15 protein-coding genes are annotated in these 25,239 nt (G+C 68.9%); 11 read left to right on the top strand and 4 right to left on the bottom strand.

Going from position 1 to position 25,239, the window contains the following annotated elements; genetic code table 11:
* Positions 1 to 3: 3 nt before the first annotated feature.
* From AC3A5T_RS00545 to AC3A5T_RS00555, 3 genes are all read right to left on the bottom strand, one after another.
* Positions 4 to 3,411 carry an EAL domain-containing protein gene (locus AC3A5T_RS00545; protein WP_487626874.1) on the bottom strand — a complete coding sequence of 1,136 codons (3,408 nt, stop codon included), beginning with the start codon at positions 3,409 to 3,411 and terminating at the stop codon, positions 4 to 6.
* A gap of 67 nt (positions 3,412 to 3,478) precedes the next feature.
* Positions 3,479 to 4,129 carry a TIGR00645 family protein gene (locus AC3A5T_RS00550; RefSeq protein WP_487626875.1) on the bottom strand — a complete coding sequence of 217 codons (651 nt, stop codon included), beginning with the start codon at positions 4,127 to 4,129 and terminating at the stop codon, positions 3,479 to 3,481.
* A gap of 367 nt (positions 4,130 to 4,496) precedes the next feature.
* The gene (locus AC3A5T_RS00555; RefSeq protein WP_487627422.1) at positions 4,497 to 6,815 is read right to left on the bottom strand and encodes a GH92 family glycosyl hydrolase; all 2,319 of its coding nucleotides are present in this window, start codon (positions 6,813 to 6,815) and stop codon (positions 4,497 to 4,499) included.
* Between the two features lie 177 nt (positions 6,816 to 6,992).
* On the opposite strand from AC3A5T_RS00555, the gene AC3A5T_RS00560 reads away from it, so the two are divergent.
* The 10 genes from AC3A5T_RS00560 to AC3A5T_RS00605 all read left to right on the top strand — a co-directional run bounded on the left by AC3A5T_RS00560 (position 6,993) and on the right by AC3A5T_RS00605 (position 21,245).
* Positions 6,993 to 8,072, top strand: coding sequence for a LacI family DNA-binding transcriptional regulator (locus tag AC3A5T_RS00560; protein WP_487626876.1), 1,080 nt, complete (start codon positions 6,993 to 6,995; stop codon positions 8,070 to 8,072).
* Entirely contained in the window at positions 8,069 to 9,379 is a 1,311-nt protein-coding gene (locus AC3A5T_RS00565; protein WP_487626877.1) for a sugar MFS transporter, read from the top strand. The genes AC3A5T_RS00560 and AC3A5T_RS00565 overlap by 4 nt, the downstream gene beginning before the upstream one ends.
* A gap of 14 nt (positions 9,380 to 9,393) precedes the next feature.
* Entirely contained in the window at positions 9,394 to 10,377 is a 984-nt protein-coding gene (locus tag AC3A5T_RS00570) for a carbohydrate kinase family protein (protein ID WP_487627423.1), read from the top strand.
* The gene (locus tag AC3A5T_RS00575; protein WP_487626878.1) at positions 10,374 to 11,672 is read left to right on the top strand and encodes an AGE family epimerase/isomerase; all 1,299 of its coding nucleotides are present in this window, start codon (positions 10,374 to 10,376) and stop codon (positions 11,670 to 11,672) included. Before AC3A5T_RS00570 ends, AC3A5T_RS00575 begins: the two co-directional genes overlap by 4 nt.
* Positions 11,669 to 13,123 (top strand): glycoside hydrolase family 47 protein, encoded by a 1,455-nt coding sequence (locus AC3A5T_RS00580; protein WP_487626879.1) that lies wholly within the window; start codon positions 11,669 to 11,671, stop codon positions 13,121 to 13,123. The genes AC3A5T_RS00575 and AC3A5T_RS00580 overlap by 4 nt, the downstream gene beginning before the upstream one ends.
* Positions 13,124 to 13,321: 198 nt before the next feature.
* Complete coding sequence (locus tag AC3A5T_RS00585) at positions 13,322 to 16,345, top strand: TonB-dependent receptor (RefSeq protein WP_487626880.1); 3,024 nt, start codon at positions 13,322 to 13,324, stop codon at positions 16,343 to 16,345.
* A 97-nt stretch (positions 16,346 to 16,442) separates the two neighbouring features.
* Positions 16,443 to 17,996: a tryptophan halogenase family protein gene (locus AC3A5T_RS00590; protein ID WP_487626881.1), complete on the top strand. Its 1,554-nt coding sequence runs from the start codon at positions 16,443 to 16,445 to the stop codon at positions 17,994 to 17,996.
* A gap of 9 nt (positions 17,997 to 18,005) precedes the next feature.
* Positions 18,006 to 18,713, top strand: a complete 708-nt coding sequence (locus tag AC3A5T_RS00595) for a SapC family protein (RefSeq protein ID WP_487626882.1) — start codon at positions 18,006 to 18,008, stop codon at positions 18,711 to 18,713.
* Entirely contained in the window at positions 18,700 to 19,719 is a 1,020-nt protein-coding gene (locus AC3A5T_RS00600; protein WP_487627424.1) for a cupin-like domain-containing protein, read from the top strand. The genes AC3A5T_RS00595 and AC3A5T_RS00600 overlap by 14 nt, the downstream gene beginning before the upstream one ends.
* A 14-nt stretch (positions 19,720 to 19,733) precedes the next feature.
* A complete protein-coding gene (locus AC3A5T_RS00605) occupies positions 19,734 to 21,245 on the top strand; it encodes a tryptophan halogenase family protein (protein ID WP_487626883.1) in 1,512 nt (503 codons plus the stop codon).
* A gap of 15 nt (positions 21,246 to 21,260) precedes the next feature.
* On the opposite strand, the gene AC3A5T_RS00610 is transcribed toward AC3A5T_RS00605, so the two are convergent.
* On the bottom strand, positions 21,261 to 22,268 hold the full coding sequence (locus AC3A5T_RS00610) for a LacI family DNA-binding transcriptional regulator (RefSeq protein ID WP_487626884.1): 1,008 nt from the start codon (positions 22,266 to 22,268) through the stop codon (positions 21,261 to 21,263).
* A gap of 221 nt (positions 22,269 to 22,489) precedes the next feature.
* Here AC3A5T_RS00610 and AC3A5T_RS00615 point away from each other — a divergent pair, with 221 nt between their 5' ends.
* Complete coding sequence (locus AC3A5T_RS00615) at positions 22,490 to 25,084, top strand: glycoside hydrolase family 3 protein (RefSeq protein ID WP_487626885.1); 2,595 nt, start codon at positions 22,490 to 22,492, stop codon at positions 25,082 to 25,084.
* Positions 25,085 to 25,239 lie beyond the last annotated feature (155 nt).

Consider the following 25,239-nt stretch of genomic DNA (forward strand, 5'->3'; position numbering starts at 1 on the left):
GGCTCAGGCCCCGCCCGGGCGATCCAGCAGCGCCAGTACGTCCTCGAACGGCGCGGGGCGGGCGAACAGATAGCCCTGCAGTTCCTCGCAGCCGTGCGCGGCCAGCCAGTTCCACTGCACGTCGGTTTCCACGCCCTCGGCCGTCGTGCACAGGCCCAGCCGCTGCGCCATGCGGATGATCGCGTCGCAGATCGCCTCGTCGTCGGGATCGCGGCCGAGATCCTGCACGAACGAACGGTCCAGCTTCACCCGGTGCAGCGGCAGACGCTTGAGGTAGGCGAGGCTGGAATAGCCGGTGCCGAAATCGTCGATCGCGATGCACACGCCGGCGTCGCGCAGCGTCGCCATGTCGCGGATCACGTTGTCCGGGCTGGCCATGACCACGCTCTCGGTGAGCTCGAGTTCGAGGATGCCGGCCGGCAGCTCGAAGTCGCGCAGCACCGACAGCACGTCGTCGACCAGTCCCTGCTGGAACTGCGCGGCCGATACGTTGACCGCGATCCGCAGATGGCCCCAGCCGTGCGCGACGAGGATCCGGTGATGCCGAGCGGCCTCGCGCAGCACCCAGCGCCCGATCGGCACGATCAGCCCGCTGTCCTCGCAGACCGCGATGAACGCATCGGGCGTCAGCAGGCCGCGTTCGGGGTGCTGCCAGCGCAGCAGCGCTTCCATGCCCACCGGCCGGCGCTGCTGGTCGAACTGCAGCTGGAACGCGAGCGCGAACTGCCCCGTCTGCACGGCGTCGCGCAATTGCGACACCAGCGCGAGGCGTTCGCTGGCCTGGGTGCCGAATTCGTCGCGATACGCGACCACGCAGTTCCGGCCCTGCTGCTTGGCCTGGTACATCGCCTGGTCGGCGTGGCGCAGCAGCAATGCGGGATCGTCGCCGTCGCCCGGGTGGCGGCAGTAGCCGATGCTGGGCGTGATCTGCAGCGACGCGTCACCGATCTCCATCGGCTGCGACAGCGCCGCGAACACACGTTCGGTCGCGCGGGCGACGGCGTCGCGATCGACGGCGTTCATCACCAGCACGAACTCGTCGCCGCCGAAGCGGCCGACCGTATCGCCCGGCTGCAGCGCCGCACGCAGGCGACGGCCCACGGTGCGGAGCACCTCGTCGCCGCTGGCGTGGCCGAGGCTGTCGTTGATCAGCTTGAAATCGTCGAGATCCACGAACACCAGTCCGACACAGCCGCTGCCGGCGTCGGCGCGGGCCACCGCCTCGGCCAGGCATTCCATCACCAGCTCGCGGTTCGGCAGGCCGGTGAGTTCGTCGTGGGTGGCGCGATGCGCGAGCGTGTCTTCCGCGCGGCGCCGTTCGGTGATGTCGTTGAGGATGCCGACAAAATGCGTGAGCGTGCCGTCCTGGTCGCGCACCGGCGCCATGCGCAGTTCGTTCCAGAACGGCGAGCCGTCGCGCCGGTAGTTGCGCAGCTGCACGCGGACTTCGTGCGCCTGCGCGATGGCGTCGCGGATCGCGGGCAGCGCCGGCTGGTCGCGTTCGGCGCCCTGCAGGAAGCGGCAGTTGCGGCCGATGCTGTCCTCGGCCGAATACCCGGTGATGCGCGAGAACGCCGGATTCACGTAGACGATCGGCTGATCGTCCGCGCAGGCATCGGCAATGATGATGCCGTTCTCGGTGGCTTCCACCGCGCGCCGCAGCAGGCGCAGGTCGGCCTCGTCGCGGCGACGGCGGGTGACGTCGAGCATGCCGCCCACCGCGCGCACCGGCTGGCCGCCGGCATCGCGCAGGATCATGCCGCGGTCCTCGACCGAGGCGTAGTCGCCGTTCTCGCAGCGCAGGCGGTACTGCGCGTGCCATTCGGTCGCGCCGCTTGCCAGTGCGGCGTCCAGATCGCGCCCGACGCGCGCCTCGTCGTCGGGATGCAGCAGCGCCGACCACTGGTCGATCGTCGCCGCGTGCGTACGCCAGTCCCAGCCGTACTGCGCGGTGAAGCCTTCGTTCCACCACAGGCGGCCGGTGGCGATGTCCCAGTCCCAGATTGCATCGCTGGTCGCCCGCGCGACCATCTGGAAGCGCGCGTCGCTGCGCTCGCGTTCGGCCTCGACGCGCTCGCGGTCGCTGGTGTCGAGCACCAGCACCAGCCGCGCGGGACGGCCGAGGAACTGCAGGCTGCTCGAGTACACCGTCACCGCGAAGGTGCTGCCGTCGCGGCGCCGGTGGCGGAAGCGGCGGCCGATGTGCGGCGCGGGTTCGCGGGCGACCTCGCGGCGGATGGCATCGCCGTCCATGTCGACGACGATCGCGTCGGCCGTCAGCGCGAGGAACTGCTCGAGCGCATACCCGTACTCGGCGATGGCCGCCGCGTTGACGGCGAGCATCTGCAGCGTGTCGCGATCGTAGACCAGCGACGGCAGCGGATGATGTTCGTAGAGGTAGCGGTACTGCGCCTCGACGTCGCGCATGCGCGCGGTGAGATCGGTGATCGCCCCGGCCGAGCGCGCGATGTCGGCGCTCAATGCGCGTTCGCGACGTGCGCCGACCACCAGCATGCGCAGGCCGAACAGCCACGCCAGCAACAACAGGCCGGCGCCGGTCGCGAGTGCGATGACGAACGTCCACCAGCCTGCAAGCAGATCGTCGCGCCCCACGCCGACGGTGGCGATCAGCGGATACCGCGACAGGGCGTGGTAGCCGATCAGGCGCCGCGTGCCGTCGAGATCGCTGCGCCCTTCCAGCAGTCCGGCCTCACGCAGATTGACGCCCTGGGTGAACAGGATCGACTGGCGGACATCGGTGCCGACGAAGGCATCCGCCGGGTCCGAGCGGGTGACGATCCGGCCGTTGCGATGCACGAAGGTCGCGGTGCCGCTACGCCCGAGATCGAGTTCGCGCAGCAACGCATGCAGCGGCCGCACCCGCAGGTGGCCGAGCAGCCAGCGCGGCGAGCCGTCGGGCGCGTCGGAGACGGCCAGCGCGAGCGGCAGGACCCACCCCGCACCGTCGCTGGCCGGCAGCGGTTCGCCCGCCTGCAGCCGCGCGCCGTCGGGGCCGGCTGGCGTCGCGAATCCGGGCCGGACATCGACCAGGGCGAGATCCTGCAGGTCCGGATGACGCGACAGCACGCCCTGCACCGTCGCATCGACCCGCGCATCCGTCGTGTCGGGCCCGCGCTGCCGGATCGCGTCCAGATCCGCGCCGATGCCGGTGAAGGCCCGATCGAGATTGCCGAGGGTCAGTTCGAGATTGCGCGCGAGCCCGGCCGACATGTCGCGCACGTAGCGCTCGCCGGCCTCGTGGCGTACGCGCAGATCGTTCCAGGCCACGACCGAGGCCGCCGCGCAGACGCTGGCGACCAGCAGCCCGCCGATCAGCAGCGCACGGTTGCGCCGGCGACGCGCGGGCGCGCCGTCGGATCGGTCTCCATCGCTGTCCCACTGGTCCTGCATCGCAGCCCGACGTCCCCCTGTCACGGCGTCATCGATGCTGCCACAGATGGCCGCGCCCGCGCGGCGCTCAGTGCACGACGTGTTCGCGCTTGGCGGTGCTGTTGGTCATCAGCCGGTCGGTGTAGGCGATGCCGATCGCCGAGAGGATGAAACCGCCGTGGATGATCGTCTGCCACATCACACCGGCCTGGGTGACCTTGGTGCAGACCGGCGCGGCCAGCGACAGGCCCGCGGCGAGCGCCTGCGCGTGGGCGGTGGCGGCGGTGATGAAGTCGGCCGAACCGCAGACCGGCAGGCCCACGTCACCGGCGGCGATGAAGGTCTTGAGCAGGTGGATCGACGAGATGCCGATGATCGCCATCGCCAGCTTGACCTTGAGCACGCTCGCATTGACGTGGCTCAGCCATTCCGGCTGGTCGGGGTGGTTCTGCAGGCCCAGACGCGAGACGAAGGTCTCGTAGCCGCCGACGATCACCATCACCAGCAGGTTGGAGATCATCACCACGTCGATCAGGCCCAGCACCAGCAGCATGATCCCCTGCTCGGTCAGGGTGTTGGCGTCGGTCACCAGGTGGGTCAGTTCCTTGAGGAACAGGAACACGTAGACGCACTGCGCGACGATCAGGCCCAGGTACAGCGGGAGCTGCAGCCAACGCGATCCGAAGATGACGTAGGTGAGCGGGTTCATGCGCGTCGGCGCGGCGGGCTGGATCGACATGGCGGGGGTGTGGCCGGGGGTGGGGTGCGCGGAGCGTAGCGAGGGCCCGTGACTTTGCCAATCGCCGGGTCTGGCCGTTCGCGCAGGCCGTCGAACGCCGTCATGGCGGGCTTTGCCGGGAATGCTGCAGCGCAGCGCTCCGGCGTGGCCCCGGGATCACGGACCCGCTCGGCGCGGGCAGCGAACGGCGCACGCATCGTTTGAGATTGACAGCGTTGTCATGCGCTGGGTACAACGCATCCCGCGGTGCCGTCCGGCAACGCGTCCGGATCTGGGAGGGTCGGGGAATGTCGTCGACGCGCCTGGCGCGAAGGGCGGACGCGGCCCATGCCGCGCCGCCCGCTCACCGGTGGACCGCCATCCGCGCTCAGCGCGCGGCGGCGGCCGGCGTCATCGAATACGGCGCCTCGGCTCCTGCGCCCGGCCACGCCTGCGACGGCTCGGCCTGCATCGTGAAGCGCAGTTCGCCGCCGGCGAGAATCTCGGCGTGACGCAGGAACGCGCGCTGCAGCGGCTTGCCGTCGAGCGTGACGCTGCCGATGTAGCCGTGGCCCTGTGCGAGTCCGTCGGCGACGACGGTGAACTGCCTGCCGTTCGGCAGCTTCAGCGTGGCACGCGGCAGGAACGGCCGGCCGATCACGTACTCGCCGCTGCCCGGCGCGACCGGATAGAAGCCCAGCGCGGTGAACAGATACCAGGCCGACATCTGGCCGAGGTCGTCATTGCCAGCCAGGCCATCGGGCCGGTCGGCGTACTGCGTGTCCATGATCGTCTTCAGCCGCGCCTGCGTGCGCCAGGGCTGGCCGGCGTAGGCGTAGAGATACGCGACGTGATGGCTGGGTTCGTTGCCGTGGGCGTACCAGCCGATCAGACCGGTGATGTCTTCCATGTGCTCGAAGATCGACGGATCGACCTCGGCCTCGAAGGCCGCATCGAGCTTGCCGAGCAGCGCGTCGGCGCCGCCGTGCGCGGCGGCCAGGCCGGCGACGTCGTGCGGCACGTACCACGAGTACTGCCAGGCGTTGCCTTCGGTGTAATCGGTGCCGTAGCCGCTGGCGGTCGGATCGAACGGCGTGCGGAAACTGCCGTCGCGGTTCTTCGCGCGCATGAAGCCGGTGCCGGGATCGAAGGCGTTGCGCCAGTTCGCGGCGCGCGTATCGAAGCGGCGCGCGATGTCGGTGCGGCCCATCGCCTGCGCCATGCGCGCGATCGTCCAGTCGCCATAGGCGTATTCGAGCGTCTTCGACGCGGCCTCGCCCTCCTCGTCGATCGGCACCCAGCCCAGTTCCATGTACTGCCGCAGGCCGTCGTAGGGGCCGTAGGACGCGCTGGCGACCATCGCGTCGAGCGCGGCGTCGGCATCGAAACCGCGGATGCCCTTCAGATACGCATCGGCGATCACCGGCACCGAGTGGTAGCCGATCATCGTCCACGTCTCCTGCCCGTGGAACGACCAGACCGGCAGGATGCCGTAGGGACTGCGTCGCCGGTGCGCGAGCAGCGAGTCGACGAAGTCGGCGTTGCGCTTTTCTGGCTGCACGATCGTCAGCAGCGGATGCAGCGCGCGATAGGTGTCCCACAGCGAGAACGTCGAGTAGTGGACGAAACCGTCGGCCGTGTGCACGGCCTGGTCCGGCCCGCGATAGCGGCCGTCGACATCCATGAAAAGCGTGGGGCCGAGCAGCGTGTGATACAGCGCGGTGTAGGCGCTGCGGCGGTCCGGCTCGGGCGCGTCGATGTCGAGCACCGACAGCGCCTCGGTCCATTCGGCCTTGGCCGCGCTGCGCACGCGGTCGAAATCGAAGTCCGGCACTTCGGCGTCGAGATTGGCGATCGCGCCGGCCTCGTCGACCGACGAGATCGCGACCTTGACCACGAGCGGCGCATCCAGCTTGCCGAAATCGAAGGTGCCGACCAGTTGCCGGCCTTCGATCTGCGCGCGTTCGCCCGGGCTGCGGTCACCCGGCGGCGCGAAGCCCTTGTAGGCGATGTCGGTCTCGGTGTTGTGGAAGGCGTGTCCGGTCAGCGGACGCGAGAAACGCATCGCGAAGTACAGCTGCCGGCCCGGCGCCCAGCCGCGGGTCTCGCGGAAACCGGTGATCGTGCCGTCGGGCATCTGCCGCAGTCGCGACCACAGGACCTTGCCGGGGTAGTCGTACATCGACGTGCGCAGGTCGAGCAGCACGCGCGCATCGGTGTCCTCCGGGAAGGTGTAACGGTGCACGCCGGCGCGCGCGCTCGCGGTGAGTTCGGCGCGCACCCGCGCATCGTCGAGGGTGACGGCGTAGTAACCGGGCTGGGCGATCTCGTCGTCGTGGCGGAAGCGCGACGCGTAGCCGCTGCCGGGCACTTCGGGATCACCGCGTTCGAGCTTCTCGGGGCCGGTGACCGGCATCAACAGCACGTCGCCGAGATCGGAATGGCCGGTGCCGGAGAAGTGCGTGTGCGAGAAGCCGACGATGCTGGTGTCGTCGTAGCGGTAGCCGGCCGCCCAGTCGTAGGCCTGCGCGCGCGGCTGGATGCGCGTGTCCGGGCTCAGCTGGACCATGCCGAAGGGCACCGTCGCACCGGGATAGGTATGGCCCTCGCCGCCAGTGCCGATGAAGGGATCGACCGACGCGTAGGCCTGCTCGCCCACGTCGCGCGCATCCGCCGGCGCCGTGCCCGCGCCCAGCAGCGCACCCATCGCGAATACCGCCTGTGCCATCGCCGCTCCCAGCTTCGCCATCGCGCCCTCGATTGGATCGGTTCAATGGCGGCGAACCTAGCACCGGCGCGCCGGCGCCGCATGCTGCGCCGCAGGATGCCGTCGACCGCCGCAATGGTCACCATGCGCGCGTCTGAACCGGTTCAAATTCCTGGCATGTCTCCGACCCGACGCGTGACCCTGGCCGACATCGCGGCCGCCTGCGGACTGTCCAAGGCGACGGTGTCGATGGTGCTGCGGGACAACCCGCAGGTGCATCCCGACACCCGCGCGCGGGTCCGCGCCGAACTGGAACGGCAGGGCTACGTCTATCACCGCGGCGCCGCCAGCCTGCGCCACGGCGGCGCGTCGAATGCGGTGGCGCTGGTCGTCAACGATCTGGCGAATCCGTTCTTCGCCGAGTTCGCCGCGGGCGTCGATGCGGCGCTGGCCGAAGCCGGTCATGTGATGCTGCTCGGCAGCACCGGCGAGTCGGTCGAGCGCCAGCAGGCCGTGCTGGCCTCGCTGGTCGAGCACGCGCCGGCCGCGCTGATCCTCTCGCCCGCCGAACACAGCAGCGCGGCGCGCCTGCGGAAAGTCTGCGGGCCGCGCCTGCCGGTGCTGCTGTTCAACCGCACGCTCGACGACGGCGGCACCGGCGACTGGGATTATCTGGCGCTCGACAACCGCGCCGGTGCGCGTCTGGCGACGGAACACCTGCTCGCGCAGGGCCATCGCGCGATCGCGTTCTTCGGCGGTCATCGCGAGTCGAGTTCCTGCGGCGAGCGTCGCGCCGGCTATCGTGAAGCGCTGGCCGACGCGGGCATCGCGCCCGATCCCGCGTGGCTGATCGAGTGCGCGCCCACGCGCCTCGAGGCCGCGCGGCAGACGCCGGCGCTGTTCGCGCGCGATCCCGCGCCGACCGCGGCGGTCTGCTACAACGACGCCGTCGCGCTGGGCCTGATCGCCGGCCTCGCGAGTTGCGGCCGCCGCGCCGGCCACGACTTCGCCGTGACCGGTTTCGACGACATCGCCGAAGCCGCGTTCGCCTCGCCGACGCTGACCACCATCGCCACCGATCCACGTGCCCGTGGCCTGCAGGCCGCACGACTCGTACTCGCGCGATTGCGCGGTGCGCTGCCCGACTCGCCCCACACCACCATCGCCCCCGTTGCGCTGCAGATCCGTGCCAGCACGGCCGCCGCGCCCGACACCGCATTCCCATCGCCCGCCCGGGCCCGAGGTAGCGCCGCATGAATCCGTCCAGCCGCACGATGTCCAATCCCGCCGCGATCGCGGTGGTCAGCCTGATCTTCTTCACCTGGGGCGGCCTGACCAGTCTCAACGACGTGCTGATCCCGCATCTCAAAGCCGTGTTCTCGATGAACTACACGCAGACGATGCTGATCCAGTTCACGTTCTTCGGTGCGTATTTCCTGATGTCGATGCCGGCCGGCGCCGTCGTCGCTCGGGTGGGCTACAAGGCGGGCATCGTCATCGGCCTGGTGATCGCGGCGATCGGTGCGGCGCTGTTCTACCCGGCCGCGCGCCTGCCGTCGTATCCGGTGTTCCTGACCGCGCTGTTCGTGCTGGCCAGCGGCATCACGTTGCTGCAGGTCGCGGCCAATCCGTACATCAGCCTGCTCGGCCGGCCGGAGACCTCGCACAGCCGCCTCAATCTGGCGCAGGCGCTGAACTCGCTGGGTACGACGGTGTTTCCGCTGCTGATCGGTCCGCTGATCCTGGTCGGCGCGGTGCTCGGCGCCGACGAGATCGCCGCGATGGGCGCGGCCGAACAGATCGCCTACCGCGCGGCCGAAGCACGCTCGGTCGAAATGCCTTACCTGCTGCTCGCAGGCGGCCTGCTGTTGATGGCGGTGTTCGTGCTGCTGATGCGCATTCCGTCGCTGCGCGAATCCACCGAGGCCAGCCCGGCGGTGCACCACACCTATCTCGAAGCGCTGCGCACCCCGCATCTGCGCTGGGGCGTGCTGGGCATCTTCTGCTACGTCGGCGCGGAGGTCGCGATCGGCAGCTTCCTGATCAACTACATGGCCGAGCCCGAGATCGGTGGACTGACCGAAGCGCGCGCCTCGCAGTTCCTCGCGTTCTACTGGGGCGGTGCGATGGTCGGCCGCTTCCTCGGCGCGGCGCTGATGACCTTCATCGACGCGCGCAAGCTGCTCGGTTTCGCCGCCGGCATGGTCTGCCTGCTGCTGGTGGTCACGATGAGCACGACCGGTCACGTGGCGATGTGGAGCGCACTGGCGATCGGCCTGTTCAACTCGATCATGTTCCCGACCATCTTCACGACGGCGATCGAGCGTCTCGGCACGCTGACCAGCAAGGCCTCGAGCCTGCTGGTGATGGCGATCGTCGGCGGCGCACTGATCCCGCTCGCGCAGGGCGCGCTGGCCGACAACATCGGCATCCAGCATGCGTTCGTCGTGCCGCTGGTCTGCTACGTCTACATCATCTGGTACGGCCTGCGCGGCTCGCGCCTGAGTGGCGCCGCGCTGACCACGGCCGATGTGCCGGCGCCGCGTCCCGGTGCGATGCATTGAGGGTGCAGGCAACGATTGCAGCCACGCGCGACATCGTCGCCTGCTTCGGCGAGGCGCTGATCGATTTCCGCGCCGAGCACGGCGGCGACGGCACGCGCCGCTTCATCGAACAGCCCGGCGGCGCGCCGGCCAACGTCGCCGTCGGCGTGGCGGCGCTCGGCGGTCGTGCGCGTTTCATCGGCATGCTCGCCCAGGACATGTTCGGCGACGCGCTGCATGCCGCGCTCGCCACGCGCGGCGTCGATGTCTCGCAGGTACGACGTACCGGCGAGGCGCCGACGGCACTGGCCTTCGTCGCCCTGGCCGCGGACGGCGAACGCAGCTTCAGTTTCTACCGGCCGCCGGCTGCGGATCTGCTGTTCCAGGACGGCGATTTCGTCGAACACGCCTTCGACGACGTCGCCGTGCTGCACGTGTGCTCGAACAGCATGACCGCGCCCGCGATCGCGGCCACCACGCTGCAGGCGATGGCGCGCGCCGCGCACGCCGGCGCACTGGTGAGTCTGGATCTCAATCTGCGGCCCGCGCTGTGGCCGCGCGACGTCGATCCCGCGCCGACCCTGTGGCAGGCGCTTGCGGCGGCGCGGCTGATCAAGCTCAGCGCCGAGGAGTTCGCATTCCTGACCGGCAACGGCGATCTCGCCGGCACGATCGCGCGGCTGTTTGCCGGTGATGCCGCGGTGGTGCTGGTCACCGACGGCGCCGCCCAGATGCGCTGGTGGACGCGCACGCGTGCCGGTACTGCCGGCACGTTCACGGTCGATGCGATCGACACCACCGCTGCCGGCGATGCCTGCGTCGCCGGCCTGCTGCAGCGCCTGGTCGCACGCGGCATCGATGCCGACGGACTCGCAGCCGCGTTCGAGGACGACGCGGTGCGCGAGGATCTGCTGCGCCATGCGGCGGCCGCCGGTGCACTCGCGACCACACGTCACGGCGCGTTCGACGCGATGCCCGACGCGGCTGCCGTGCGCGCCCTGCTGGAGACCGCACGATGAGCCTGCCCGCTTCGCCGCTGCCCGATTTCACCGCGCAGGCCACGTTGCGCGCGCACATCGCCGACACGATGGCGTTCTACCACCCGCGTGCGATCGATCCCGACGGCGGCTTCTTCCACTATTTCCGCGACGACGGCAGCGTCTACGACCGCGGCCATCGCCACCTCGTCAGCAGCACGCGCTTCGTCTACGACTACGCGATGGCCGCGGTCGAGTTCGCCGATTCGCGTCATGCCGACGACTGGCGCGCCGCCGCGATGCACGGGCTGCGCTTCCTGCGCGAGGCGCATCGCGATACCGAGCGCGGCGGCTACGTCTGGACATTGCAGGACGGTGCGATCGAGGACGATAACCGCCACAGCTACGGCATGGCCTTCGTGCTGCTCGCCTGCGCCAGCGCGCGCAAGGCCGGGCTGCCGACGCAGGCGTGGATGGACGAGACCTGGGATCTGCTCGAGCGCCACGCCTGGGATGCGGATGCGGGCCTGTATCGGGACGAGGCCGATGCGCAGTGGCGCTACAGCGGCTATCGCGGCCAGAACGCGAACATGCATCTGTGCGAAGCGCTGATCGCTGCACACGAGGCCGGCGGCGACGCGCGCTATCTGCAACGCGCGCTGCAGCTTGCCGATCACATGACGCGCCGCCAGGCGGCGCTGTCGGGCGGCCTGGTCTGGGAGCACTGGCACGCGGACTGGTCGGTCGACTGGGACTACCACCGGGACGATCCCAGGCACCTGTTCCGGCCCTGGGGCTTCCAGCCCGGCCACCAGATCGAATGGGCGAAGCTGCTGCTGTCGCTGCGCGCGCATCTGGGCGATGCCGCGCCGGCGTGGTTGCTGCCGACCGCGCGCCATCTCTACGACACCGCGCTCGCGCACGGCTGGGACGCCGAGCACGGCGGCATCGTCTACGGCTTCGCGCCGGTATCGCTGCGCGAGGCGTCGCCCGCGCGCGGCGCGGCGCCGCCGGACCTCGCACAGGTGCCGATGTTCTGGTGCGACGACGACAAGTATTTCTGGGTGCAGGCCGAAGCGATCGCCGCGGCCTGGCGGCTGTTCGACGCGACCGGCGACGCGCGGTACCGCGACGACTACCTGCGTCTGTGGGACTACGCGTGGCGGCACTTCGTCGACCACACCCACGGCGCGTGGTTCCGCATCCTCGACCGCCGCAACCGCAAGTACGACGACCTCAAGAGCCCCGCGGGCAAGACCGACTACCACACGATGGGCGCCTGCCACGACGTGCTCGCGGTGATGCGCGGCGCACACACCCGGAGCATCGACGCATGAGACTTCCGCGATACCGGTTCCGCCGGCGCGCCCCCGCCATCGCATTCGCCGCCTGCGCCGCGCTGCTCGCCGGCTGCGCATCGATGGCGCCGGCTGCGCGCACCGCCACCAACCACAGCGTCGTGCACGTCGCACCGGACGCGCAACGCCGCCTCGATGCCAACGGCGCGGACGCGGTGATGGCCGCGCGCGTCAAGGCCGAGTTCCTGCACGGCTGGCGTGGCTACCGCCAGTACGCCTGGGGGCGCGATGCCCTCAAGCCGCTGTCGAGCACCGGCAGCGACTGGTACGGCGAATCGCTGCTGATGACGCCGGTCGACGCGCTCGACACGCTGCTGGTCATGGGCCTGACCGAAGAGGCCGACGCCGCGCGCGAGCTGATCGCGACGCAGCTCTCGTTCGACAAGGATCTCGACGTCAAGCATTTCGAGATCGTGATCCGCCTGCTCGGTGGCCTGCTGTCCGGTTACCAGATGACCGGCGACGCGCGCCTGCTCGCGCTGGCCGACGATCTGGGCACGCGGCTGCTGCCGGCGTTCGATTCGCCGACCGGCCTGCCGTACGTCACCGTCAACCTGCGCACCGGCGCGACCGGCGGCACCGAAAGCAACCCGGCCGAGTCCGGCACGCTGTTGCTCGAATACGGCACGCTCGCGCGGCTGACCGGCAAGCAGGTGTACTGGGACAAGGCCTGGCGCGCGCTCGAAGCGACGTACGCAATGCGCTCGCCGATCGGCCTGGTCGGCGAACGCTTCGATGTCGAGACCGGCCAGTGGACGCAGACCCGCACCCACGTCGGCGCGCGCATCGACTCCTATTACGAATACCTGTGGAAGTGCTGGCAGCTGTTCGCCGAACCGCGCTGCAAGACCATGTGGGACACCCACATCGCCGCGCTCAACACGCATGTGGCCGACGAGGTCGACGGCGCGCTGTGGTACGGCCACATCGACATGGCGAGCGGTGCGCGCATCGCGCCCCGCTTCGGCGCGCTGGATGCGTTCTTCCCGGGTCTGCTCGCGGTCTCCGGTGATCTCGACCGCGCCGCCCGCCTGCAGCGCTCGGCGTTCTCGATGTGGCAGGCACACGGCATCGAACCGGAAGTCTGGGATTACCGCACCCGAAAGGTCGTCTCGCCCGGCTACCCGCTGCGGCCGGAGATCGTCGAATCCGCCTGGTACCTGTATCGCCTGACCGGCGACGACGCCTGGCGCGACATGGGCCGCGCGATGTTCGACGACTTCGTCCGCCATACGCGCACCGACAGCGGCTTCGCCGCACTGGCGAACGTGGTGACCAAGGAGAAGAAGGACGACATGGAGAGCTTCGTGCTGGCCGAGACCTTCAAGTACTTCTATCTGCTTTACGCCGACCCGGCGACGCTCGATCCGGCGACGACAGTTCTGACCACGGAAGCGCATCCGCTCCAGCCCGTCGCGGCGCAGCGCTGATGTCGCAGTCGGCTGCTGCGTCGCAGCACGAATTCCCTGTTTCGACCCGTTACGAATGCGTTTTCGACCCATCGACCCATGCCCGTTGACAACGCTGTCAACCTGACATCCAATCCGCGCTGAAATACACCGCCCGCATTCCCCCGGACGCGCGGGTACACAACCGAACTGCATGCGAATCCTTGGGAGGGGAGATCCATGAAGCGATTGCACGCCGCGCCGAAGAAGCGGCTTCTCACGTCTGCGTTGTTGTTCGCGCTCGCGCCACCGCTGGCGGCGCAGGTCGCCGAGCCGGCTACCGACGGTCCCGACGCCACCACGCTCGATGCGGTCACCGTGACCGGTATCCGCGGCAGTCTCGAATCGTCGATGAACCTCAAGCGCGATGCCCGCGGCATCGTCGACGGCATCATCGCCGAGGACATCGGCAAGTTCCCCGACACCAACCTCGCCGAATCGCTGCAGCGCATCTCCGGCGTGTCGATCGACCGCAGTGCGATTGGTGAAGGTTCGCGCGTGACGGTGCGCGGCGTGGGTCCGGACTTCAATCTGGTGCTGCTCAACGGCCGCCAGATGCCGGCGTCGAGCAACGGCGACGGAAGCACCGTGTCCAACTCGCGCGCGTACGACTTCGCCAACATCGCCTCCGAAGCCATTTCCGCGGTCGAGGTCTACAAGAGCGGCCGCGCGGAGACCCCGACCGGCGGCATCGGCGCGACGATCAACATCAAGACCGCGCGTCCGCTCGACAACCCGGGTTTCCGGGCCAATGTCGGCATCAAGGGCGTGCACGACACCTCGCTCGACAACCTGCCCGACCAGTTCAAGGGCAGCTCGGTCACGCCGGAAGTCTCGGGCATCTTCAGCACCACCAGCGCCGATGGCCGCTTCGGCATCGCGGTGACCGGCAGCTACCAGGAACGCGATCTGGGCTACAACCAGGTCTCGGTGCCGGGCGGCTGGCGCGGCTTCCGCGGCGACGAGGAAAACTGGGGCACGATCCCGCAGCCCGGCGCGCCGGGTTCGGAGAACATCGTCAACCGGCCCGGCCCGGACGATGTCTATTCGGTGCCGCAGAACCTCAACTATTCGGTCACCGGCGTGCAGCGTCAGCGCACCAACGGCCAGGTCGTCCTGCAGTGGGCGCCGACCGACAGCATCACCACGACGCTCGATTACACGTACTCCGAGAACAAGATCCAGCAGCAGCGCAACGACATGTCGGTGTGGTTCAACTACGGCCCGTCGTCGTCGTCGTGGACCGATGGCCCGGTCGCCGCGCCGCTGCTCTACACCGAAATTCTGCCCTTCACCTGCGCGCCTGATTCGGGCGTCTGCCGCGGCGCCGATCTGGCGATGGGCGGCGCGGACATCGCCAACCGGAACGAGAACAAGTCGCTCGGCTTCAACGTCGAGTGGGAAGCGACCGACAATCTCGGCTTCGAGCTCGACGTGCACAAGTCGACCGCGGAGACGAGCCCGGACAGCCCCTACGGTTCCGGCGGCACGCTCGGTACGGCGGCCTTCATCCGCGGCAACACCACCGCCGATTTCAGCGGCGACTTCCCGATCCTGACCGTGCAGTACCCGCCGGGTTACACCGGCCCACGCGCGTCCGACATGCTGGTCACCGGCTCGGTGTTCCACCGCAGCTACATGAAGTCGGAGATCGAACAGGTCCAGGCCCGCGGCCACTTCAAGTTCGGCGACTACTCGCGCCTCGACTTCGGCGTGGCGGCAACGGAAGCCAACAACCGCACCGCCTACGGCAACGTGCAGCGCGACAACACCTGGGGCGGCGCGGAAGGCAGCGCCGAGGACTATCCGGACAACATCTGGATCCCCGGCAACATGGGCGACTACTTCGACGCGTTTCCGGGCAGCGGCAATCCGGCGTTCACCGACGGCTTCTTCATGTTCGACTTCAAGACCGTGCGCGATCTCGCGGCGCAGTTCGCCGGCGACGAAGCGCTGTATCTCGCGCCTGCGACCTACAACACCGATCGCCGCGTCACCGAGAAGTCGAAGAGCGCCTACATCCAGGTGAGTTCGACCTGGGACATCGGCATCCAGTTGAACGCCGCCGCCGGCGTGCGCTACGAGAAGACCGACGTCACCTCGTCGGCGCTCGTGCCGGTCGCCACCGCGCTGCTGTGGGAATCCAACAACGAGATCGGCATCCAGCGTGACGGCTCCGACTTCACCACGCTCTACGGCGATTACGCGCACTGGCTGCCCAGCATCGACCTCAGCGCCGAGCTGACCGACAGCCTGATCCTGCGCAGCAGCTACAGCCGCACGATCGGTCGACCGGGCTGGGGCGACATCCAGGGCGGACAGACGCTCAACGAACCGGTGCGCATCGACGGCGGCACCGGCCAGCAGGGCAACCCGGGGCTGGAGCCGCTCAAGGCCGACAACTTCGACCTGTCGCTGGAGTGGTACTACGCCGAGGCGAGCTACCTGTCGTTCGGCTACTTCCAGAAGAATATCGACAACTACATCGGCACGACGATCATCCAGGCGACGCCGTTCGACCTGACGACGCCGATCGGTGGCGCGTACTGGAATGCCGCGGTCGCCAACGCGTGTCCGACGACCGATCTGACCTGTATCCGCAACTACATCTTCACCAACTTCAACGGCCAGCCGGGCGTGGTCCGTGGGCCGAACGACGCGGGCGGCAATGCGACGGGCACGATCACCGGCCAGCCGGGCGATCCGATCGCGAACTTCCGCATCACCACGCCGGCCAACACCGGCTCGTCGAAGCTCGACGGTGTCGAACTCAATCTGCAGCACGTGTTCGGCAACAGCGGCTTCGGTCTGGCGGCGAACTACACCTACGTCGACAGTCCTGATCTGAACTACGACAACTACAACCTCGGCGGCCAGTTCGCGCTGGTGGGCCTGAGCGATTCGGCCAACCTGGTGGCGTTCTACGACAAGGGGTCGTGGCAGGCGCGTGCGGCCTACAACTGGCGCGACAAGTTCCTGTCCAGCGGCTTCGACAGCGAACGTCCCAACCCGGTGTACGTCGAGGAATACGGCCAGCTCGACGTCAGCGTGGGCTACAAGGTCACCGACAACCTCACCCTGCAGGCCGAGGCGATCAACGTGACCGACGAGACCCAGCGCACGCACGGACGCAACGCACGCCAGCTGCTGTACGGCACCCAGACCGGTCCGCGCTACATGTTCGGCGTCAGGTACACGTTCTGATTCCGGTGAGCGCCCATGCGCCGCGGCTTCGTGCCGCGGCGCTGTTTTTCCACGGCGCCCGTCGCGATCCGCGGGCTGCCTGTACGGACATGCCCCGTTGAGCCGCCCGCTGCGTCACGTCGTCATCCTCGGCGGCGGTTCCGCCGGCTGGCTGACCGCGGCCTTGCTGGCCGCCGATCACGACAGCGCATCGCCCACCGGCCTGCGCGTGACCCTGATCGAATCGCCGGACGTGCCGACCATCGGCGTCGGCGAAGGCACCTGGCCGACGATGCGCGACACGCTGCGCCGCGTGGGCGTGTCGGAGACCGACTTCGTGCGCGCCTGCGATGCGACCTTCAAGCAGGGCTCGAAGTTCGCACGCTGGACCCACGATCGCGCCGACGATCACTACCACCATCCCTTCGTGCTGCCACAGGGCTACCACGATGCGGATCTCGTCGCCGGCTGGATGCGGCATGGCGATGTGCCCTTCGACCGGCTGGTGAGTTTCCAGCCGCAGCTCTGCGATGCCGGCCGCGCGCCCAAACAGTTCGGCACGCCGGAATACGCCGCGGTCGCCAACTACGCCTACCACCTGGATGCGGCGAAGCTCGGCCTGTTCCTGCGCGCGCACTGCACGCAGCGCCTGGGCGTGCGGCTGGTGTCGGATCATGTCGAAGGCGTGGACGTGCACGACAGCGGCGACATCGCCGCGCTGCGTACCCGCGCGCACGGCGCGATCGACGGCGATCTGTTCGTCGACTGCACCGGCCTGCGTGGGCTGCTGATCGGCCAGCACTACGGCGTCGAGAAGACCGCCTGCGGCGACGTGCTGTTCAACGACCGCGCACTGGCGCTGCAGGTGCGTTATCCGGATGCCGACACCCCGATCGCCTGCCAGACCATCTCCACCGCGCAGGCCAACGGCTGGATCTGGGACATCGGCCTGTCGGCGCGACGCGGCGTCGGCCACGTGTATTCCAGCGCGCACACGGATGCCGACGCCGTCGAGGCCACGCTGCAGCGCTACATCGCCGACACCGGCGGCGCGGACTGCGAGGTCATCGCGCGCCAGTCGCTGTCGTTCGAGCCCGGCTACCGGCGCCGCAGCTGGCACCGCAACTGCGTGGCGATCGGCCTGTCGAGCGGCTTCGTCGAACCGCTGGAGGCGTCCTCGCTGGTGCTGGTCGAACTGGCCGCGACGATGCTCAGCGATCAGCTGCCGGCCACGCGCGAGACGATGGACACCGTCGCGGCGCGCTTCAACGACACGTTCGCCTACCGCTGGGAGCGCGTCGTCGAATTCCTGAAGCTGCACTACGTGCTGTCGCACCGCGACGACAGCGCGTACTGGCGCGATCATCGCGATGCTGCGCGCATGCCGGCGCGTCTGACCGAACTGCTGGCGCTGTGGCGCCACCAGGCGCCGTCGCGCTACGACCTGCCGCGCGTGGACGAGGTGTTCCCCTCGGCGAGCTGGCAGTACATTCTCTACGGCATGGGATTCCGGCCGGACTTGCGCGCCACCACACGTCGCGCCGCCGATGCGGGACGCGCCGAAGCGGCGTTCCGCGAAGCGTCCGATCTCGCGCGCAAAATGATTCCGGCGCTGCCCAGCCACCGCGAACTGATCGACCACATCCACACCCGGGGCCTGTCCCCTGTCTAGGCGAGCGTGATGTCCAGGACCGTGCAACTCAACAACGTCGACCACAAGGATCTGCGCGTCGACACCGGCCATGGCGCCGCGCTCGGCGACGCCGTGATGTGGGCGATCACGTTTCCCGCCGAGTTCCGCAACGTGCAGGCGAACTATCCGATCGTGTTCGGCAAGTCCGCCGACGGCGAGTTCCAGCCGCTGGCGCTGTTCGGCTTCACCGATGGACAGAACCTGTTCCTCGACGGCGAGCGCTGGGACGCGACCTACATCCCGCTGACCATCGAGCGCCAGCCGTTCCTGATCGGCCGGTCCGCCGACGAGATGCTGGTGCACATCGATCTCGACCATCCGCGCGTCGGCAGCGCGCGCGGCGAAGCGCTGTTCCTGCCGCACGGCGGCACCAGCGACTATCTCGAACGCGCGAGCTCGATGCTCAACACCATCCACCAGGGCCTGCAGACCAATGCGCCGTTCGTCGCCGCGCTGCTGCAGCACCAGCTGCTCGAACCCTTCGTGCTCGACATCCGACTCGACGACGGCTCGGACAACCGGCTGTCGGGCTATTACGCGATCGACGAGGACCGGCTGCGCCAGCTCGACGGCGATGCGTTCGCATCGCTGGGCCGCGCCGGCCATCTGGAGCCGATCTACATGATGCTGGCCTCGGTCGCCCGCTTTCGCGACCTGATCGACCGGGTGAACCGTGCCGGCGCTGCAGGTCGATAAGCGCATTCCGGAGATCGCCGGGGTCGATCCCCGCGCGATTCCCGAGGCCGTGCTGCGTTCGGAAACACCGCTGGTGCTGCGCGGCCTGCTGGCCGACTGGCCGGTCGTGCAGGCGGCGCAGCAATCGCCCGATGCGGTGGCGCAGTACCTGCACCGCTTCGAACGCGTCGACGGGCCGCCCGTGGTCGCGACCGTCGGGCCGCCGGAGATCGACGGCCGCTTCTTCTACGACGACACTTTGCAGGGCTTCAACTTCCGCCGCGAGAACGTACCGCTCTGCGTCGCGCTCAAGACACTGCTCAAGTACGCGGTCGATCCGGCGGCGCCGGCGATCTACGTCGGCTCGACGACCATCGACACCTGGCTGCCGGGCTTCCGCGCCGAGAACGACCTGCCGCTGGGCGGGCGCGATGCGCTGGCCAGCATCTGGATCGGCAACCGCACGCGCATCGCCGCGCATCAGGACCTGCCCGACAATCTCGCCTGCGTGGTCGCCGGCACGCGGCGCGCGACGCTGTTTCCGCCGCAGCAGCTCGAGAATCTCTACATCGGACCGCTCGACTTCACCCCGGCCGGCCAGGCGGTGAGCCTGGTCGATTTCGCCGACGTGGACCACGCCCGCTTTCCGCGCTTCGCGCAGGCCCAGGCGCAGGCGCAGTGCGCCGATCTCGCGCCGGGTGACGCGCTGTTCATTCCGAGCATGTGGTGGCACCACATGGAAGCGCAGACGCCGTTCAACGTGCTGGTGAACTACTGGTGGCGGCAGGCGCCGGCGTGGGCGAATACGCCGATGGACACGCTGATGCTCGCGATCATGAGCATCCGTGATCTGCCGACCGCCGAGCGCGCGATCTGGGGCGACGTCTTCCGTCATTACGTCTTCGACTACGACGAGGACACCGTCGCCGGCCACGTGCCCGCGCCCGCCCGTCGCAGCCTGGCACCGCTCGACGAAACACGCGCGCGCGAAATCCGCGCGCGTCTGCTCAAACGCCTGAACCGCTGAGGATCGCACTCGTCATGCACACCCATTCCGACATCGCCGGGCGTCCGGTCAAGCGCGTGGTCATCGCCGGCGGCGGCACCGCCGGCTGGATGGCCGCCGCTGCGATTTCGCGCACGCTCGGCAAGGTGCTCGACATCACCCTGATCGAATCGGAGGAGATCGGCACCGTCGGCGTCGGCGAGGCCACGATTCCGACGCTGATGACCTTCCACCGCCTGCTCGACATCAAGGAGCAGGATTTCATGGCCGCCACCCAGGGCACAATCAAGCTGGGCATCAGCTTCGAGAACTGGCTGGACCAGGGCGTCGACTACATCCATTCCTTCGGCCTGACCGGCACCGACCACTGGACGGCGGGCTTCCAGCATTTCTGGATGAAGGGCCGCGAGCGCGGCCTCGCCGGTGATTACGGCGACTACTGCGTCGAGCTCAAGGCCGCCGAACAGGGCCGTTTCGCGCATCTGCCCAAGCGCCGCCTCAACTACGCCTACCACATGGACGCGAGCCTCTACGCGCGCTTCCTGCGGACCTTCAGCGAAAGCAACGGCGCGAAGCGTGTCGAAGGCAAGATCACCGAAGTGAAGACCGACGACGCGTCGGGGTTCATCACTTCGCTGGTGCTCGCGAACGGCGACGAGATCGAGGGCGACTTCTTCATCGACTGCACGGGCTTCCGTGCCCTGCTGATCGAAAAAGCGCTCGGCGTCGGGTTCACCGACTGGTCGCACTGGCTGTTCAACGACAGTGCTCTTGCGACGCAGACCACGGCGGTTCGCGACGCGGTGCCCTATACGCGCGCGATCGCCGACACGGCCGGCTGGCAGTGGCGGATTCCGCTGCAGCACCGCGTGGGCAACGGCATCGTCTATTCGAGCCGCTACATGGGCGACGACGAGGCGAAGGCACGCTTCCTGTCGAGCATCGAAGGCGAAGTCATCAAGGATCCGTGGCCGGTGCGCTTCCGTCCCGGCCAGCGCGAGCAGTGCTGGCACAAGAACTGTGTGGCACTGGGGCTGGCGGGCAGCTTCATCGAGCCGCTGGAATCGACCACGATCCACCTGATCCAGCGCGGCATCATCCATCTGATGCAGACCTTCCCGCGCGTGGTCTCGCAGCCGGACATCGACCAGTACAACGCGCGCCTTTCGGAAGAAATCCAGCACACGCGCGACTTCGTGATCCTGCATTTCCATCTCAACAACCGCACCGACACGCCGTACTGGATCGACTACCGCGAGATGACGATCCCCGCGACGCTGAAGCACCGCATCGATCTGTTCCGCGAAACCGGCCGCGTCTTCCACGTGCCGACCGAGCTGTTCGCGGAGAACTCGTGGATCCAGGTGATGATGGGTCAGGGCATCTACCCGAAGCATTTCCACCCGTCTGCGGATCTGATGGGCGACGCCGAGCTGTCGCATTTCCTCGGCCAGATCAGCACCGACGTCGAGCGCACGGTGCGCCAGCTGCCGACGCACATGGATTACATGCGCAGTTACGCGCCCGGTGGTGCGCCGCCCGTCTGAAACGGCGGGATCGGGTCAGGCGCGCACGGGTCCGGTCGACTTGCGCACCTGCAGCGCGTACGGCAGTTCCAGCGTTTCGCCGGCGCTGCTGTCGCGGATCGCCTTGAGCAGTTCGAGACCGGCCAGTCGACCCATCTCGCGGCTGGGCTGACGCACGGTGGTCAGCGAGGGATAGATATGGCGCGCGATCGGCATGTCGTCGAACCCGCAGACCGACACGTCCTTCGGCACCGACAGGCCGCGCTCGCAGATCGCGCAGATCGCGCCCGCCGCCATGTCGTCGTTGGCGGCGAAGACCGCGGTCGGCGGATCCGGCAGATCGAGCAGGGTGTTGGTCGCGTCGAAACCGGATTCGTAGAAGAACTTGCCGGCGACGACCAGCGCGGCGTCGTAGGCGAGGCCCGCCTGCTTGAGACCGTCGCGATAACCCGCCAGACGCCAGCGGCTGGCGCCGTGCGCGGGGTGGCCCTTGATGTGGGCGATGCGGCGATGGCCGAGACCGGCGAGATGCAGCACGACATCGCGCGCCGCGCTGCGTTCGTCGACGACGGCGCCGATGCGCCGGTTCTGTTCCTGCGCCGACACGCTGGCGAACGGGATGCCCATCTCGTCGAGCCGTGCGAGCAGCCTGGCGTCGTCGGTGATCGGCGGCGTCAGCACCACGCCGTCGAGCTGCGACTGCACGATCATCGACTCGACCTTGGCGACGATGTCCTTGGCGGTGTAATCCACCGGCGCAAGCATCAGGTTGTAGTGCTGCGACTGGCAGGCATCGAGCACGCCGAGCTCGACTTCCATGAGGTAGTTGCTCGACGGATTGTCGTAGAGCATCGCGACGAGATACGAGCGGCGCCCGGCGAGCAGCCGCGCCGAAGCCAGCGGCCGGTACTGCAGCTTCTCGACCGCGGCCTCCACGGCCACGCGCGTGCGCTCGGAGACGTTCGGCTCGTTGTTGAGCACGCGCGACACCGTCTTCATCGACACGCCCGCCGCTTCCGCGACATCCTCGATCCGCACACGCATGCTGTTCAATCCGGCCATCGTCTTCCCGGTGGCGCATTCTGCCAGAGCCCACAGTGCAGCACGTGCGGTGCCGTACGCGTCGATGACGCCCTGCAGCAAGCTTCGGCGGGCGTGCGCCGGTATGCTGGCGCCCGCCTGACAACGCTGTCATCGCTGCCGTGCAGCATGGCGCCCGTCCCCACCGCGGCTCCGGTCGCACCCTCCTGATCCGGAGCCCTTCGATGATCCAGTCGCATCGCCCCGCATACCGCTCGTTCCGTCGCGCCCTGCTGCCGGCGATGCTCGCCGCGCTCGTCCTCGGCGCCTGCGCGCGCGACGACGCGCCTGCCCCCGTGGCCGCGCCCGCATCTGCCCCGGCGAATACCGCCGATGCCGGCGCGATCGATCCGGCCAACTGGCCCGAGACCACATGGCCGCTGGCCGAGGATCCCGCGCTCGAGCAGAAGATCACCGACCTGATGGCGACGATGACCGTCGAGGAAAAGGTCGGCCAGATCGTGCAGGGCGACATCGCCGACATCACGCCCGAAGACCTGCGCAAGTACCGGCTCGGCTCGATCCTCGCCGGCGGCAACTCCGATCCGGGCGGCCGCTACGACGCCGCGCCGGCCGAGTGGCTGAAACTGGCCGACGCGTTCTGGGAAGCCTCGATGGACACGTCGGGCGGCGGCAAGGCGATTCCGGTGATCTTCGGCATCGACGCCGTGCACGGCCAGAGCAACATCGTCGGCGCGACGCTGTTTCCGCACAACATCGGCCTGGGCGCGACGCGCAATGCCGAACTGATGCGCGAGATCGGTCGCGTCACCGCGATCGAAACCCGCACCACCGGCATGGAGTGGGCGTTCGCGCCGACCGTTGCAGTGCCGCAGGACGACCGCTGGGGCCGCACCTACGAGGGCTATTCCGAATCGCCCGACATCGTCGCCGCGTTCGCGCCGGCCGTCGTCGAGGGCATGCAGGGCAAGGCCGGCTCGCCGGAGTTCCTCAACGATCACCACGTCATGGTGTCGGTGAAGCACTACCTCGGCGACGGCGGCACTACGGGCGGCAAGGACCAGGGCGAAACCGCGGTGACCGAAGCGCAGTTGCGCGACATCCACGGTGCGGGCTATCCGCCGGCGATCGCCGCGGGTGCGCAGGCGGTCATGGCCTCGTTCAACAGCGTGCATGGCCAGCGCATGCACGGGCACAAGGCGCTGCTGACCGACGTGCTCAAGGACCGCATGAACTTCGGTGGCTTCGTCGTCGGCGACTGGAACGGCCACGGCCAGCTGCCGGGCTGCACCACGACCGATTGCGCGTCGACGTTCAACGCCGGTCTCGACATGGCAATGGCGCCCGACAGCTGGCGCGGCCTGTACGACAGCACGGTCAAGCACGTGCAGTCGGGCGAACTGCCGATGGCGCGTCTCGACGATGCGGTGCGCCGCATCCTGCGCGTCAAGTTCCGCATGGGTCTGTTCGATGCGCCCAGGCCGTCCGAGCGTGCGCTGGGCGGCAAGTTCGAACTGCTCGGCGCGCCCGAGCATCGCGAAGTCGCGCGTCGCGCGGTGCGCGAATCGCTGGTGCTGCTGAAGAACGACGGCGTACTGCCGCTCGCGCCGAAGCAGCGCGTGCTCGTCGCCGGCGACGGTGCCGACGACATGGGCAAGCAGTCCGGCGGCTGGACGCTCAACTGGCAGGGCACCGGCACCAAGCGCGCGGACTATCCGAACGCCGACACCATCTGGGACGGGATCCGCACCCAGGTCACCGCGGCCGGCGGCACCGCGCAGCTCGCGATCGACGGCGCGTACCGCCAGAAGCCGGACGTGGCGATCGTCGTGTTCGGCGAGGACCCGTATGCCGAGTTCCTCGGCGACCTGCCGAACCTGCTGTACAAGCCCGGCGACGATGCCGACCTCGAACTGGTCAAGCGCCTGCGCGCCGAGGGCATTCCGGTGGTGTCGGTGTTCCTCAGTGGCCGCCCGCTGTGGGTGAATCGCGAGATCAACGCATCCAATGCCTTCGTCGCCGCCTGGCTGCCGGGCTCCGAAGGTGCAGGCGTTGCCGACGTGCTGCTGCAGAGCGCGGACGGCAAGCCGCAGCACGACTTCAAGGGCAAGCTGAGCTTCTCGTGGCCGCGTCGCGGCAACCAGTACGTCAACAACGTCGGCATGGAGGGCTATGACCCGCTGTTCGCGTTCGGGCACGGTCTGACCTACGCCGATGACGGCAACCTCGCCGCGCTGCCGGAAGACGCCGGCGTCAGTGCCGAGGACGGCAAGGATGCGGGCTACTTCGCCCGCGGCGTGCCCGGCCCGGGCCTGCGCCTCGTCGTGACCGGCGCCGATGGTCGCGGCGCCGACGTACTGCATCCGCGTGTCGCCACGCCGGACGGCACGCTCACGCTCGCCGCCGTCGATTACCAGACCCAGGAAGGCGCGCGTCTTCTGACCTGGACCGGCAACGCGACCGCCGAACTGCTGTCGCACTCGCCGTCCGATCTGAGCCGCGAGACCAACGGCGATTCGCTGCTGCTGGCGACACTGCGCATCGATGCGCTGCCGGCGTCGGGTGACACCGTGCTGTACGCGGACTGCGGCGCAGGCTGCAAGGCCGAACTGCCGATCGGCCCGTGGCTGGCCACGCTGCCGCGCGGCGAGTGGATCACCGCCGGCGTTCCGCTGAAGTGCCTGACCGTCGCCGGCCTCGACGCGACCCGCGTCAGCACGCCGTTCGCGATCAGCGCGCCGGCCGGCCTGACGCTGGGCCTGGCCGACATCCGCATCGGCACCGAAGCGACGCACAGGCTCGACTGCAAGACGCAGTAAGCGCAGCACGCATCGCCTCTCGCCCCTCGCCCCCAGGGAGAGGGGCTGCGGTGAGGGCCGACGCCCGCAGAACAACGGATCGACGCCGCCCCGACAGGCGGCGTCGTCATGTCCGCACCCCAAGACCCACCACCGCAACGCAGCGTGCGCCCTGT

The organism is Luteimonas sp. Soil_C_16, assembly GCF_057657295.1.

Bases quoted from the DNA above. Each gene is read 5' to 3' on its own strand.
- AC3A5T_RS00545 (WP_487626874.1), bottom strand. From the start codon at position 3,411: ATGCAGGACCAGTGGGACAGCGATGGAGACCGATCCGACGGCGCGCCC.
- AC3A5T_RS00550 (WP_487626875.1), bottom strand. From the start codon at position 4,129: ATGTCGATCCAGCCCGCCGCGCCGACGCGCATGAACCCGCTCACCTAC.
- AC3A5T_RS00555 (WP_487627422.1), bottom strand. From the start codon at position 6,815: ATGGGTGCGCTGCTGGGCGCGGGCACGGCGCCGGCGGATGCGCGCGAC.
- AC3A5T_RS00560 (WP_487626876.1), top strand. From the start codon at position 6,993: ATGTCTCCGACCCGACGCGTGACCCTGGCCGACATCGCGGCCGCCTGC.
- AC3A5T_RS00565 (WP_487626877.1), top strand. From the start codon at position 8,069: ATGAATCCGTCCAGCCGCACGATGTCCAATCCCGCCGCGATCGCGGTG.
- AC3A5T_RS00575 (WP_487626878.1), top strand. From the start codon at position 10,374: ATGAGCCTGCCCGCTTCGCCGCTGCCCGATTTCACCGCGCAGGCCACG.
- AC3A5T_RS00580 (WP_487626879.1), top strand. From the start codon at position 11,669: ATGAGACTTCCGCGATACCGGTTCCGCCGGCGCGCCCCCGCCATCGCA.
- AC3A5T_RS00585 (WP_487626880.1), top strand. From the start codon at position 13,322: ATGAAGCGATTGCACGCCGCGCCGAAGAAGCGGCTTCTCACGTCTGCG.
- AC3A5T_RS00595 (WP_487626882.1), top strand. From the start codon at position 18,006: ATGTCCAGGACCGTGCAACTCAACAACGTCGACCACAAGGATCTGCGC.
- AC3A5T_RS00605 (WP_487626883.1), top strand. From the start codon at position 19,734: ATGCACACCCATTCCGACATCGCCGGGCGTCCGGTCAAGCGCGTGGTC.
- AC3A5T_RS00610 (WP_487626884.1), bottom strand. From the start codon at position 22,268: ATGCGTGTGCGGATCGAGGATGTCGCGGAAGCGGCGGGCGTGTCGATG.
- AC3A5T_RS00615 (WP_487626885.1), top strand. From the start codon at position 22,490: ATGATCCAGTCGCATCGCCCCGCATACCGCTCGTTCCGTCGCGCCCTG.